Raw genomic sequence first — 12749 nt, 5'->3', positions numbered from 1 at the left:
GATTAAATGCCCCGCGACCCCCTCCCGCCGAATAGCCCGTCTACACTCGAAACATTCCCCCAAGCCATAACGAGACCGTTATGCCCAGATGGTCGACCGTGCTTTTTTTGCTGTCGCTGATGACTTGGACCGCAACGGCTGGCGCGCTGACTCTGACCGACGAAGAACGTGGCTGGCTGGCGGCTCACCCGGAATTGCGCCTGGGTGTCGACGCGTCCTGGCCGCCGTTTGAATTTCGTGACGAACAGGGGCGTTATCAGGGCCTGGCAGCGGACTATATCAACGTCATCCGGCAACGGCTGGCCATCAAACTCACCCCCATCGAACCGGTCAGCTGGACTGAAGTCTTGCAGCAGGCCAAACAAGGCAAGCTAGACATCTTGCCGGGCATCATGTCGACCCCCGAGCGCCAGACGTATCTGTCGTTCACCCGCCCCTACCTGGACTTTCCGATTGTCATTCTGGCTCATGTCGGAGGCCCCCAACCGCGCAAACTCGACGACCTGTACGGGTTGAAGATCGCTGTGGTGGAAAACTACGCCCCCCATGAACTGTTGCGCACCCACCATCCCGACCTGAATCTGGTGGCGATGCCCAACGTCAGCTCGGCGCTGCAGGCACTGGCTACCGACGAAGTGGACGCGGTCGTGGGCGATCTTGCCTCCAGCGTCTGGAGCCTGCGTCAGCTCAAGCTCGACGGGCTCTACGTCAGCGGTGAAACACCCTATCGCTATCAATTGGCGATGGCCGTGCCCCCGAACAACAAGCTGTTGGTCAGTATCCTGGACAAAGTCCTGGCAGACATGAGCCCGAGTGAAATCAGTGCCATCCAGGAACATTGGGTCGGTAACGTCCTGGATCATCGGACCTTCTGGTCCGATGTGCTGATTTACGGCCTGCCAGGATTACTGTTTCTGATGATCGTGCTGGCAGTGGTTATCCGGATCAACCGCCGACTGAGTTCGGAAATTGCCCGCAGGGTCGATCTGGAACAGGAGCTGCGCAGCAGCGAATACCATTACCGCGGGCTGGTGGAGAGCCTTTCAGCCATCGCCTGGGAAGCGCAGATCAGCGATTACACCTACAGCTACGTGTCACCCCATGCCCAGGACCTCCTCGGTTATCCCCTGTCCCATTGGCTGATTCCGGGCTTCTGGCGCAACATCATCCACCCCGCGGACCTGACTCGGGCCCAGACCTTCTGCGACCGTGAAGTGGCGGCCGGGCGCGACCACAGTGTCGATTACCGGGTCATCACCGCTGACGGCCGCTGCCTGTGGGTGCGCGATATCGTCAGCCTGATCGAGCACGGCCATGAGCCGGTATTGCGTGGGCTGATGATCGACATCAGCGAAGCCAAGCGCACCGAAGAGGCGCTGCGCCTGTCGGAACAGAAATTCGCCTCGGTGTTCCAGCAATGCCCGGATATTCTGGTCATTGCGCGGCTTTCCGACGGCTGCCTGCTGGAGGTCAACGAAGCGTTCGAAGAACAGATCGGCCTCAAGGCCGAAGAGGTCATAGGCCACACCGCCACCGACCTGAACATCTGGGGCGTGCATGACGTGGGGCCGGGTTTGTTGCAGCGGCTGCAGGCCGGCAGCATCCGCAACCTGGAGATGCCCTTTCGCCGCAGCAATGGCCAAGTGTTTACCGGCCTGATTTCCGCCGAACCTTTCGATCTCGATACGACCCCGGCCCTGGTGGTCGTCGTGCGCGACATCAGTCAGCTCAAGGAAACCCAGCAACAACTGCAAACCTCCGAAGAGAAATTCGCCAAGGCCTTTCATGCCTCCCCCGACGGCTTGCTGCTGTCCCGGCAGAGCGACGGCCTGCTGCTGGAGGTCAACGAAGGCTTCAGTCGCATTACCGGCTTCAACAGCGCGATGTCCGTGGATCGCTCAGCCCTGGACCTGGGAATCTGGGTCAATCTCAACGAACGCAAACAGATGCTCGAGCTGCTGCACCGGGATGGTTTTGTCCGCGACTTCAGTTGCCACATCCGCCGCAACGACGGGCAGATCCGGCTCTGCGAGGTCTCAAGCCGTCCGCTGCCCATCGGCGATGAAGACTGCATGTTGACCATTGCCCGGGACATTACCGAACGGCACCTGATGCAGGAGAAGCTGCAACAGGCCGCGACGGTGTTCGAAAGCACCGCCGAGGGTGTATTGATCACCGACACCCAACAACACATCAGCGCGGTCAATCGTGCCTTCACCGAAATCACCGGCTACAGCGAGACAGAAGCACTGGGCCACACCCCTCGCCTGCTCGCCTCGGGCCTGCACGACAGCGCATTTTATGCGGCGATGTGGCATCAACTGACGGCCGAAGGTCATTGGCAAGGCGAAATTTCCAACCGGCGCAAGAATGGCGAGCTCTACCCGAGCTGGCTGACCATCAGCGCGGTGCGCAACCGGGACAAATCCATCACCCACTTTGTTGCGGTGTTCGCGGACATTTCCAGTCTCAAGCACGCGCAGGCCAAACTCGACTACCAGGCGCACCACGACCCGCTGACCGGCCTGCCAAACCGCACGCTGTTCGAAAGTCGATTGCTGACCGCGTTGAACAGCCCGCAGGATAACGGCGGCCAAGGCGCGGTGCTGTTCCTGGACCTGGACCGCTTCAAACACATCAACGACAGCCTCGGCCACCCGGTCGGCGATCTGCTGCTCAAAGGCATCGCCGTGCGCCTCAAGGAGCAGTTGCGCGATATCGATACCGTGGCGCGCCTGGGTGGCGACGAATTCATCATCCTGCTCCCCGGCCTGCAACAGTCCAGCGATGCCGATAACATTGCCACCAAGCTGCTGAATTGCTTCGCCGCCCCCTTCCAGGCCGGCGAACACGAGTTTTTCATCAGCGCGAGCATCGGCACCAGCCTGTATCCCAAGGACGGCGGCGATGTTGCCACACTGATCAAAAACGCCGACGCCGCCATGTACCGCTCCAAGGCCAAGGGTCGCAACCGGGTTGAAAGCTACACCCGCGACCTTACCGCCCAAGCCAGCGAGCGCGTGGCGCTGGAACATGAACTGCGGCGGGCCATCGAGCGCAATGAGCTGTTTCTGTACTACCAGCCCAAAATCAGTCTCGACGATCATCGACTGGTCGGCGCCGAAGCCCTCATTCGCTGGCATCACCCCACCTTCGGCGATGTGCCACCCGAGCACTTCATTCCCCTGGCCGAAGAAAACGGCATGATCCTGCAAATCGGCGATTGGGTCCTAGAGACCGCCTGCCGGCAGATGTACGAATGGAATCAGGTCTATGAGTGCCTCGGCCCGCTCTCGGTCAACCTCGCGGGTGCTCAATTGCGCCAACCGAACCTGCTTGGCCGGATCGAGCAATTGCTCAAGGACAACCGCCTCAAACCCGACCTCCTGCAACTGGAGATCACTGAAAACTTCATCATGAGCCAGGCCGAAGAAGCACTGGCGGTGCTGCACCAACTCAAACGCCTGGGCGTGCAACTGGCAATCGACGACTTCGGCACCGGCTATTCGTCCCTGAGCTACCTCAAACGCCTGCCGCTGGACATCCTCAAGATCGACCAGTCCTTCGTCCGCGGCCTGCCGGACGACCCGCACGACGCGGCGATTGTGCGCGCGATCATCGCCCTGGGCCGCAGCATGCAATTCACCGTCATCGCCGAGGGCGTCGAAACCCAGGCCCAGCAACAATTCCTCACCGCCGAAGGCTGCGAACAGATCCAGGGCTACATCGTCAGCCTGCCGCTTTGCCCCGACGAATTCGCCGCGACGTTTCTTCGTATAGCTATTTCAGACTTTTCGGATAGCACAGCTGAGAAACCGTCGCTATAATCCGCGGCCTACTGAGGGCCTATAGCTCAGTTGGTTAGAGCAGAGGACTCATAATCCTTTGGTCCACGGTTCAAGTCCGTGTGGGCCCACCATACTCAAAGCCGCGCATTGCGCGGCTTTCGCGTTTTTGGATCTACCACCTCTGATACAGCCCACACCAAAAACCCGCCACGCTGCGTGGTGAAATGTCCAAAGTCCAGAATCTCTTCGAGCACCTGGGCAAATACTCCCTCTCCGCTGAGATCATCGCTGGCTACCGCGACAAGCGCTTGAGGGAGCCAGGGCACGGCGGAAACATCAACAACATACCGTGCGCTTGGAACCGCGCCCTTTTGAGCCACCCCTACACGGTGACCATTCAAGAGTGGGGACTGACATTCAACCCAGTGTTGAACAATCGCAACCCCAAAGCCCCGGCGACGACAGAGACCGCCGTATGAGTCTGCTTTGGCACAACCCGATCTGGTCACCGCTCTGCTGCGGATTGATGAAGCCTTTACTTTGTTGCAGGACAGCCAACTTCGCTACGTGCAACATCCTCATTAGCCAAAGGTGTCCCGGTGCGTTGAACGATTTTGCGCTGTAACGCACGCAACGATGCGAACCGGTAATGAATGCAACTTTCAACCTCCCACACGTCCCCGGTTTTGATGTTTACCGAGTAATAACCAAGATAGGCTGTTGCTCCTGCCTTCGGGTTATCCCAGGAAAGAGAAAAATCGATATACCCTGGACGATCAGGTTTGCCGCTTGGAGGCAGAAGGTTATCGTCAATAAACATGCCCTTGTCTGACAAACGGTACTTCTCGTGCTTCAGCACAACAATAAGTACCTTCTTCGCCTGCTCCGTTGTCAAACCGCTCAGCGCAACATCGTCGGCTCCAAAAGGAAGCGTTCCAGCCGCTGCCACCGCCGAGGCCAGCGCAATAATTACGCCAAATAAAAGGTGCTTCATTGGCATACCATTCGTAATTTCACCATAGCAATCGCGTCGACAACCTTCTGTGCATAGTTTGCAGCTCCGCCCGTTTTAGGGTTTCCCGTATTGAAATGCACTCGGACAAGGGCTTGAGCGAACTCCCTCGGATCGGCCTTGCCTTTGACAGCCTGGCCGTACCGCGCAACAAAAGATTGGCCAGACTGAAGAAATGATGAGAATTTGGCGACTCTGACGTGGGGGTCTTTCCTTGCCACATCCTCTCCAATCTGAAGCGGTGCAGGCGCGTGCATCGAAAAATAGTTATTGTCTTCCACAGCAATGCGCCCTATGCCATGTTGGCTTTCATGCGCCGCCAAGCCAAGTATATTTTCAACCGGTACGTTCAGCATTTTTGCCAACACGGCACAGTCATTGCTGTACCTTTGAACGAACTGCACGGCAGTCAAGATGTTGCAGTAACTCATGATATTGAAATTCCTTTTTAGGTGTAGATGGTCTCAGAATCGAGGGAGCCGCAGGCCGGGGCCATGGCAATCAGTATGCGGGCGACCTCTGGCACATAAGGCAGGGTAAGCCCCCTATCGTGGCGCTCAGCGAGCGCGTGGCTCACGCCGCATACCGCGCCCGACTAAAAAACAGCGTAGCCCCGATGCCGACAGCATTGGTTGAATGCGATGCCCGGATCGAAGCCAGCGATGAAAGGCGCCAGCATAAAAATACTCGCAAACCCCAGAGCGACCAGGGCGATGCCCAGCCATTTTCTGATGCGGTAGGATTTCAGAGAGAAGAACAATAGCAGGAACACCGCGTAAGCCACGGCGTAAAGGCCATATTCGTTCATGGTCTTATCCGCCTTGATTCTTGATGATCATGGACGATCCGGAGTGCTGAGGGCCTGTGCCGCCGCTGACGCCTGCGATATGACCTACAAACAGGCCATTGCTCACAGTACTCAATTCGGGCGGCATAAGATTTGCGACAATGCCGAGTGAAATCTTCCAGATGAGCTCACACCAGGCACGAATCAGTACATCCACGGTACACTGAGTAGCTTGGATAACCTCCCCCCAATTACGTTCAAACCCACGAAATACAAGGCCTCCAGCTATGCCAACCTAACGTTCACCTACGAACGATTTCTCTAGGCATAGCAACTCGCCCGGCAACTCATAATCCTTTGGTCCACGGTTCAAGTCCGTGTGGGCCCACCAAACAAAAAAGCCGCGTAAATACGCGGCTTTTTGCTTTCTGAGATTGACGTTTGGGCAAAGAGATCAGACCAACCGAGCCACTAAGGCGACGACAACAAAAGCCACCAGAGCCAGCGCAGCGCCGAGTCCAAACGGCAACAGGATCGCTCGGGTCGCGCCTTGTGCGCGGCTCCGAGGCGGGTCGTGCGTCATTTTTCCTGTCTGCCGTCCAGGTTATATTTTGCGCGGACGGTGGGTTATCGGATGACGCCCGCCAAGGTTGTAGGCAAACTCCGAGAATTGCGTAATGGGTGCATTTGGGCACCTTGCCGCCTTGTTGGGCTTTTCTTCGACGGGATACTCTCCGGACGTCGCTGCCAATGTAGCGATTGGGTGTGGTAACCCGGCGAGGCTAAGCGCAACAGCGCCCCCATCACGACTTCAGGCGTTTTTTACGCCTGCAATCCTGTGTTATGGCGGCTGTGCGTAGGAGACCTTCGGGTCTGCCGGTTCCTTGACTCCCGGTTTACCACCCTGCGTACAGCTGCCACCCATTCGTGTGGTAACGAATGCGGCAGCTCCTCGAGTTAAGGAGCGCAACAATGAGCAAAACAACCGCAGAACTGAAAACCATCGGCTTCACGCCGCTCATATACCACTCGGATCAGCCACTGTTTCACGTCAGTGCTGGCGTCCCCATCGTCGACGCATTGACTCAAGCTTCCGACCTGCTATCCCTCGCCAAATCATTTGCCGAAGACGCAGCCTACGCAAAAGACACCGACCGCCACGCGTGGGCCGCACACTACCTGACGGCGATGAGCAAAGCGGTGATTGATGATGTGGTGAAGGGGCTGACACCGCGACCTGTCCGGACGGCGACGGAGTCCGAGGAATAGCGGTTGATAAGCTGTGAAATACACCGGTGCATGCGGTACAAAGCCCTGGGTGCGCTAGATCCTAAAAATGTTAACGCGGGCAAATCCGTTTGAGAGACAACAAAAAGCCCCGATGTTTTCGCATCAGGGCTTCTTGTAAATGCAGCAGAGTATTCCGAATGTGTTACCGATTTCACGTACGGATCTTACCTACGCAATTCTCCTAAAAAAACATTGCGGGGCGTGGTGCAGCACAATGTAGACCAGTATCGTCTGGCAAGCTGATTTATAAGGGAACCGGTAATGGCCGTGGGTAACTACATCGAAGCGGTTGAGATCATCCGGCGACTGGAGGGAGGCATCACGCGCCCCTTTCTGTGCCGAGCCAGCAATGACAAGCACTATGTGGCCAAGGGATTGGAATTACCGCCCACCGAGCGGATTGCCGAGCTGCTCTGCGCCCGGCTGGCAGCTCAATTCGGCTTACCGATCCCCGAGCATGGCTATATCTATATTGACCCAGCCCTACTGCGCTACAACCTGGAAGCACGAAACGATCTTGGGCCTGGAGATAGCTACGCCCTAGCCTATGTCGCGGACGCTGCAGATATGTTGTATTCGCAAGTACAGCAGGTTCCAAGCGACCTGCAAAAAGCCGTCTTCATCTTTGATTACTGGGTAGGTAACGGTGATCGTCAGTTAGGGCCATTCGGCGGCCGACCCAACCTACTGATGTGCGGCCTCGACAATCAGCTGCAGCTGATCGATCACAATCAAGCGTTCAAATGGCCGCTGGATGCTCAAAAATTCGCACAAAGCCATGTGTTTGGCCCAAGCAATCGGACATGGCAGCTGGATCTGGTCGACAAAGTTGAATACGGCCAGCGGATGCACGACACTGCTATGCGGTTTCGTGACCTATGCTTGGACATTCCCGATGAATGGTGTGAATCCATCGGCAAACCGGGGCTCGACATTCTGCTCGAAGAAATCAAAAGTAACCTGATGCTCTGCCAATCGGACGAATTCTGGAGCGTCCTGCAATGAAATACACCTGCCTTTACAGCATCGTGCGCTTCGCGCCTTTTGCCGAAACCGAAGAATTTGCCAATGTCGGCATCGTTCTCTCGGCTCCAGCCATAGGGCGCATGGAGTACAGGCTCGCCCGTAAAAACCTGAAACGGGTCAATCATTTCTTCGAGTGCAGCAACCTATTCGCCAAGGCCATGGAAATTGCCCAGAATGAATTGGATAACGTTCGCCTCATGACAACAGAAGCCCAAGAGTCGCAGATCGTTAACCACTTTCGTTTCCTGACCGAGCCGAAGGAGTCACTGATTCGCTTTAGCCCCATGCGCTCAATATTGGTGGAAAACTTCGACGCGGCCCTCGGAACGCTATATAGCCGCTATATCGAACGCCAAGGCATGGGGCGTGATCGTCGCGAAGAGCTCATGGTTCGAGAAATTCGAACCATGTTCTCGGAAGCATCGATCCGCAATTTCCGTGATGACACCCTGATCGGCGACTTGACCAAACTGCACCTGCCCTTGGTTCACCGAAACGAGGTAGTGGCCGCTATCAAACCATTGGCTTTTGATCAGGCCGAACCAAGCGCGATACTCGACCACTGCGATCAGTGGCTGATGAAGTTCGTACGCGCCGAACAAGAAGGGATTATTCAACTAAAAAACGTACTAATCCCTGTCAGCACTCCCGCCGAGAATGAATCGCCCCGCCACCGTAAAGCGGTGCAGCTTGCCAAGACCAGCATCCAGGAGCGCGGTCTGCAGTTGGTCGACTTCCAGGCTACGCAGGCAATTGCCGCTTTCGCGCAGAACTACGCTCAGTAGTCTCATCTGGCGGCGATAGGCAAAGCGGCGATTGATGATGTGGTGAAGGTGCTTGCACCGCGACCTGCCCGAAACGCATCCGATGGCGTTCTGGGTGTTTACGCCCAAACACTCAACGCGGGAATGGCCTGCACCGGCTGCGACCGCTCAAGCATTTCCCCCGTCAACACAACCTCATACGTATCCGCCGGCCTACCCCACTGCTCCGCGATGACCATGCGCTCTACCAAAAGCCCTGCCAATCCAGTAATCGTATCGGCCAATGCCTCTACGATTTTTTGAGTGCGTAACCACAAGCGATCATTAATTTCTGTCAGCTCAGCAATGATGCTCTCGGACGACGCTGGATCCGTATCGGGGTAGGAGATATTTCGAAGCAGGTACCGCAACTCTCTTATTTTTGCGTAATCCTGTTCCGCTCCAAACTCTCCTTTCAGGATGGCTCCCGCTTTCGGCTCATCGACGTGTTTCTCGGGCGAATGCTTTGGAGGTAATGTCTGCCCCATCGCTCCGGCGAAGAGGACCATCATCCGGGCTTCCAAATGTTCCTTCATGGCTTCGATCGACGAAATTGACCGCGTCAAGGTAATGGAGCTCCCACCATGGTGCGTCAAGGCCACGGTGACTTTCAGGGTCACATCACCGGTTTCAAAGCCCAGGGCTCGGGCTACGACGTAGTGCGCCATTTCGTGATTCGCAATCTGCAGTGCATAGTCTCGCAGAGCAGCAGGCATGCTCTTCATTTCGATCCTCTCGCTTCACAGTCCCTGGTTGCACATTCGACTACGAGTGACTGTTTGTGTCCATCCAATTGAGGTGGAGTGCCTGTAACATGCTTGGCCCTTGCTCTGTGCCGCTGGAGACGACCTTTGCCTGACACTCGCCCGCCCGTTCTCGACGAAATCGACCGCCAATTGATCGCGGCCTTGCAGATCAATGCCCGTGAAAGCGTGGCCATGCTCGCCCGGCAATTGGGGATTGCCCGCACGACCGTCACTTCGCGCCTGGCGCGGCTGGAAAAGGCCAGGGTGATCACCGGTTACGGTGTGCGCCTGGGTCAGCGCGTGATAGATGGCGGGTTGCAGGCGTACGTGGGGATTACGGTGCAACCGAGGTCTGGCAAGGAAGTGCTGCGGCGTCTTGGCGCCATGGCTCAGGTGCAGCAGCTGTGCGCGGTGAGTGGCGAGTTTGACTATGTGGCGTGGTTGCGCACCGATTCGCCAGAGCAGCTGGATCAGTTGCTGGATCAGATTGGCAGTGTGGATGGGGTGGAGAAGACGACGACGTCGATCATCTTGAGTAGCAAGATTGATCGGGGGCAGCCGGTTTGAGTTTCAACCGATAACTCTTGATTGTCTGATCGGGCCTCATCGCGAGCAGGCTCGCTCCCACACCGGGCAGTGTGTAGCGATGTATCGTCATATTGCTCATACAATTAGCAAAACGACGACACATTGCGTCTTATTAACGTGTTCTACGCTCTCTAGAATGGCTGCCATCTTTTCCTATACTCAGACGCGCATCCTGCGTCGGGTCGCCAGCAAGGTCAGCCATGAACAAGAACAATCGCCATCCTGCAGACGGTAAAAAACCGGTCACTATTTTCGGCCCGGACTTTCCTTTCGCCTTCGACGACTGGATCGAGCACCCGGCCGGGCTGGGCAGCATTCCGGCGCACCATCACGGCGCCGAGGTGGCGATTGTCGGGGCTGGCATTGCAGGCCTGGTGGCCGCCTATGAACTGATGAAACTGGGCCTGAAACCCGTCGTCTACGAAGCCTCGAAAATGGGCGGTCGTTTGCGCTCCCAGGCGTTCAACGGCGCCGACGGCATCATCGCCGAACTCGGCGGTATGCGTTTTCCAGTGTCATCCACGGCGTTTTATCACTATGTCGACAAGCTCGGCCTCGAGACCAAGCCTTTCCCGAACCCGCTGACCCCCGCGTCTGGCAGCACGGTGATCGATCTGGAAGGCAAAACCCATTACGCACAGAAACTGGCGGATCTTCCTGCACTGTTCCAGGAAGTCGCTGATGCCTGGGCCGATGCCCTGGAAGACGGTTCGCGTTTCGGCGAGATCCAGCAAGCCATTCGCGACCGCGACGTACCGCGCCTCAAGGAGTTGTGGAACACCTTGGTGCCGCTGTGGGACGACCGCACCTTCTACGACTTCGTCGCCACCTCCAAAGCCTTCGCCAAGCTCTCGTTCCATCACCGCGAAGTATTCGGCCAGGTCGGTTTCGGCACCGGCGGCTGGGATTCGGACTTCCCCAACTCGATGCTGGAAATCTTCCGCGTGGTGATGACCAACTGCGACGATCACCAACACCTGGTAGTCGGCGGCGTGGAACAAGTGCCACAGGGAATCTGGCGCCATGTGCCGGAGCGTTGCGTGCACTGGCCTGAAGGCACCAGCCTCAGCTCGCTGCACAACGGCGCGCCGCGTACCGGCGTGAAGAAAATTGCCCACGCGGCAGACGGCCGCTTTGCCGTCACCGACAACTGGGGCGACACCCGTGAATACGCAGCGGTGCTGACCACTTGCCAGAGCTGGTTGCTGACCACCCAGATCGAATGCGACGAAACCCTGTTCTCGCAAAAGATGTGGATGGCTCTGGACCGCACCCGCTACATGCAGTCGTCGAAGACTTTCGTGATGGTCGATCGCCCATTCTGGAAGGACAAGGACCCGGAAACCGGCCGCGACCTGATGAGCATGACCCTCACCGACCGCCTGACCCGTGGCACCTACCTATTCGATAACGGCGACGACAAGCCTGGAGTGATTTGCCTGTCGTACTCGTGGATGAGCGACGCGCTGAAAATGCTTCCGCAGCCAGTGGAAAAGCGCGTGAAGCTGGCGCTGGATGCGTTGAAGAAGATCTACCCGAAAGTCGATATCGCCGCGCGGATCATCGGCGATCCGATCACCGTGTCGTGGGAAGCCGACCCGCATTTCCTCGGGGCCTTCAAAGGCGCCCTGCCCGGCCACTATCGCTACAATCAGCGCATGTACGCGCACTTCATGCAGGACGACATGCCGCCCGAGCAGCGCGGGATTTTCATCGCCGGCGACGACGTTTCGTGGACACCGGCCTGGGTCGAAGGCGCGGTGCAGACATCGCTCAACGCGGTGTGGGGCATCATGAAACACTTCGGCGGTGAAACTCACGCCGAAAACCCGGGTCCAGGCGATGTGTTCAACGAGATCGGTCCGATCGCCCTGCCCGAGTAAGAGGAATCCGAAATGCGCGTAGCCCTTTACCAATGCCCACCGCTACCCCTGGACGTCGCAGGCAATCTGCAACGCCTGCATCAACTGGCGCTGGAGGCCAAGGGCGCGGATTTGCTGGTGCTGCCGGAGATGTTCCTGACCGGCTACAACATCGGCGCCGATGCAGTCAGCGTGCTGGCGGAGGTGCACAACGGTGAATCGGCGCAGCACATCGCGCGCATTGCCAAGGCGACGGGGATCGCCATTTTGTATGGCTACCCGGAGCGTACCGAAGACGGGCAGATCTACAACGCCGTGCAGTTGATCGACGCCAATGGCGAGCGGCTGTGTAACTACCGCAAGACTCACTTGTTCGGCGACCTTGATCACTCGATGTTCAGCCCCGGGCCGGATGAGTTTCCGCTGGTTGAACTCAACGGCTGGAAGCTTGGCTTTTTGATCTGCTACGACCTGGAGTTCCCGGAAAACGCCCGGCGCCTGGCGTTGGCCGGCGCCGAGCTGATTCTGGTGCCGACGGCGAACATGATTCCCTACGACTTCATCGCCGACGTCACCGTCCGCGCACGCGCCTTCGAAAACCAGTGTTATGTGGCTTACGCCAACTACTGCGGGCACGAAGGCGATATCCAGTATTGCGGCCAGAGCAGCATCGCCGCGCCGGATGGCAGCCACATCGCCCAGGCCGGACTTGATGAAGCGCTGATTGTCGGTGCACTGGATCGTCAGCTGATGATCGATTCCCGCGCCGCCAATCGTTACTTCCTCGACCGCCGTCCCGAGCTATACGGCGAGCTGAACAAGGCCTAATCCGCTAGCATGAGCGCTT

The 12749-nt window shown here is 57.5% G+C and carries 11 protein-coding genes, 1 tRNA gene and 1 pseudogene; 9 read left to right on the top strand and 4 right to left on the bottom strand.

Annotated elements, in window-relative coordinates:
- Positions 1 to 80 precede the first annotated feature (80 nt).
- From LOY38_RS02925 to LOY38_RS02915, 3 genes and pseudogenes are all read left to right on the top strand, one after another.
- Positions 81 to 3827, top strand: coding sequence for a bifunctional diguanylate cyclase/phosphodiesterase (locus LOY38_RS02925; protein WP_258698782.1), 3747 nt, complete (start codon positions 81 to 83; stop codon positions 3825 to 3827).
- Positions 3828 to 3842: 15 nt separating this feature from the next.
- A tRNA-Ile gene (locus LOY38_RS02920) sits at positions 3843 to 3919 on the top strand.
- Positions 3920 to 3976: 57 nt separating this feature from the next.
- A pseudogene (locus tag LOY38_RS02915) lies at positions 3977 to 4269 on the top strand (site-specific integrase); the annotation flags it as partial.
- Between the two features lie 54 nt (positions 4270 to 4323).
- Here LOY38_RS02915 and LOY38_RS02910 read toward each other — a convergent pair.
- The 3 genes from LOY38_RS02910 to LOY38_RS02900 all read right to left on the bottom strand — a co-directional run bounded on the left by LOY38_RS02910 (position 4324) and on the right by LOY38_RS02900 (position 5608).
- Positions 4324 to 4782, bottom strand: coding sequence for a hypothetical protein (locus LOY38_RS02910; RefSeq protein WP_258698781.1), 459 nt, complete (start codon positions 4780 to 4782; stop codon positions 4324 to 4326).
- Complete coding sequence (locus LOY38_RS02905) at positions 4779 to 5231, bottom strand: glucosaminidase domain-containing protein (RefSeq protein ID WP_258698780.1); 453 nt, start codon at positions 5229 to 5231, stop codon at positions 4779 to 4781. The genes LOY38_RS02910 and LOY38_RS02905 overlap by 4 nt, the downstream gene beginning before the upstream one ends.
- Before the next feature lie 164 nt (positions 5232 to 5395).
- Positions 5396 to 5608, bottom strand: a complete 213-nt coding sequence (locus tag LOY38_RS02900) for a hypothetical protein (RefSeq protein WP_258698779.1) — start codon at positions 5606 to 5608, stop codon at positions 5396 to 5398.
- Between the two features lie 951 nt (positions 5609 to 6559).
- On the opposite strand from LOY38_RS02900, the gene LOY38_RS02895 reads away from it, so the two are divergent.
- From LOY38_RS02895 to LOY38_RS02885, 3 genes are all read left to right on the top strand, one after another.
- Complete coding sequence (locus LOY38_RS02895; RefSeq protein ID WP_258698778.1) at positions 6560 to 6856, top strand: DUF3077 domain-containing protein; 297 nt, start codon at positions 6560 to 6562, stop codon at positions 6854 to 6856.
- A 282-nt stretch (positions 6857 to 7138) separates the two neighbouring features.
- A complete protein-coding gene (locus tag LOY38_RS02890) occupies positions 7139 to 7882 on the top strand; it encodes a HipA family kinase (RefSeq protein WP_258698777.1) in 744 nt (247 codons plus the stop codon).
- A complete protein-coding gene (locus LOY38_RS02885; protein ID WP_258698776.1) occupies positions 7879 to 8688 on the top strand; it encodes a DUF3037 domain-containing protein in 810 nt (269 codons plus the stop codon). The genes LOY38_RS02890 and LOY38_RS02885 overlap by 4 nt, the downstream gene beginning before the upstream one ends.
- Before the next feature lie 98 nt (positions 8689 to 8786).
- On the opposite strand, the gene LOY38_RS02880 is transcribed toward LOY38_RS02885, so the two are convergent.
- On the bottom strand, positions 8787 to 9431 hold the full coding sequence (locus LOY38_RS02880; RefSeq protein ID WP_258698775.1) for a peptidase M41: 645 nt from the start codon (positions 9429 to 9431) through the stop codon (positions 8787 to 8789).
- Positions 9432 to 9557: 126 nt separating this feature from the next.
- On the opposite strand from LOY38_RS02880, the gene LOY38_RS02875 reads away from it, so the two are divergent.
- The 3 genes from LOY38_RS02875 (at position 9558) to LOY38_RS02865 (ending at position 12730) form a co-directional block, all read left to right on the top strand.
- On the top strand, positions 9558 to 10019 hold the full coding sequence (locus LOY38_RS02875) for an Lrp/AsnC family transcriptional regulator (protein ID WP_258698774.1): 462 nt from the start codon (positions 9558 to 9560) through the stop codon (positions 10017 to 10019).
- A 221-nt stretch (positions 10020 to 10240) separates the two neighbouring features.
- The gene (locus LOY38_RS02870; protein WP_258698773.1) at positions 10241 to 11923 is read left to right on the top strand and encodes an NAD(P)/FAD-dependent oxidoreductase; all 1683 of its coding nucleotides are present in this window, start codon (positions 10241 to 10243) and stop codon (positions 11921 to 11923) included.
- A gap of 12 nt (positions 11924 to 11935) precedes the next feature.
- Positions 11936 to 12730 (top strand): carbon-nitrogen hydrolase family protein, encoded by a 795-nt coding sequence (locus tag LOY38_RS02865; protein WP_258698772.1) that lies wholly within the window; start codon positions 11936 to 11938, stop codon positions 12728 to 12730.
- The last annotated feature ends 19 nt before the right edge of the window (positions 12731 to 12749 follow it).

It is taken from the genome of Pseudomonas sp. B21-015, from assembly GCF_024749285.1.
In the GTDB taxonomy this organism is placed as follows: Bacteria; Pseudomonadota; Gammaproteobacteria; order Pseudomonadales; family Pseudomonadaceae; genus Aquipseudomonas.
Note: the sequence above shows the minus strand (reverse complement) of the source record. Positions and strands in the feature narration are given on the sequence as shown.

Bases quoted from the DNA above. Each gene is read 5' to 3' on its own strand.
- LOY38_RS02885 (WP_258698776.1), top strand. From the start codon at position 7,879: ATGAAATACACCTGCCTTTACAGCATCGTGCGCTTCGCGCCTTTTGCC.
- LOY38_RS02900 (WP_258698779.1), bottom strand. From the start codon at position 5,608: ATGAACGAATATGGCCTTTACGCCGTGGCTTACGCGGTGTTCCTGCTA.
- LOY38_RS02870 (WP_258698773.1), top strand. From the start codon at position 10,241: ATGAACAAGAACAATCGCCATCCTGCAGACGGTAAAAAACCGGTCACT.
- LOY38_RS02925 (WP_258698782.1), top strand. From the start codon at position 81: ATGCCCAGATGGTCGACCGTGCTTTTTTTGCTGTCGCTGATGACTTGG.
- LOY38_RS02895 (WP_258698778.1), top strand. From the start codon at position 6,560: ATGAGCAAAACAACCGCAGAACTGAAAACCATCGGCTTCACGCCGCTC.
- LOY38_RS02890 (WP_258698777.1), top strand. From the start codon at position 7,139: ATGGCCGTGGGTAACTACATCGAAGCGGTTGAGATCATCCGGCGACTG.
- LOY38_RS02910 (WP_258698781.1), bottom strand. From the start codon at position 4,782: ATGAAGCACCTTTTATTTGGCGTAATTATTGCGCTGGCCTCGGCGGTG.
- LOY38_RS02865 (WP_258698772.1), top strand. From the start codon at position 11,936: ATGCGCGTAGCCCTTTACCAATGCCCACCGCTACCCCTGGACGTCGCA.
- LOY38_RS02880 (WP_258698775.1), bottom strand. From the start codon at position 9,431: ATGAAGAGCATGCCTGCTGCTCTGCGAGACTATGCACTGCAGATTGCG.
- LOY38_RS02905 (WP_258698780.1), bottom strand. From the start codon at position 5,231: ATGAGTTACTGCAACATCTTGACTGCCGTGCAGTTCGTTCAAAGGTAC.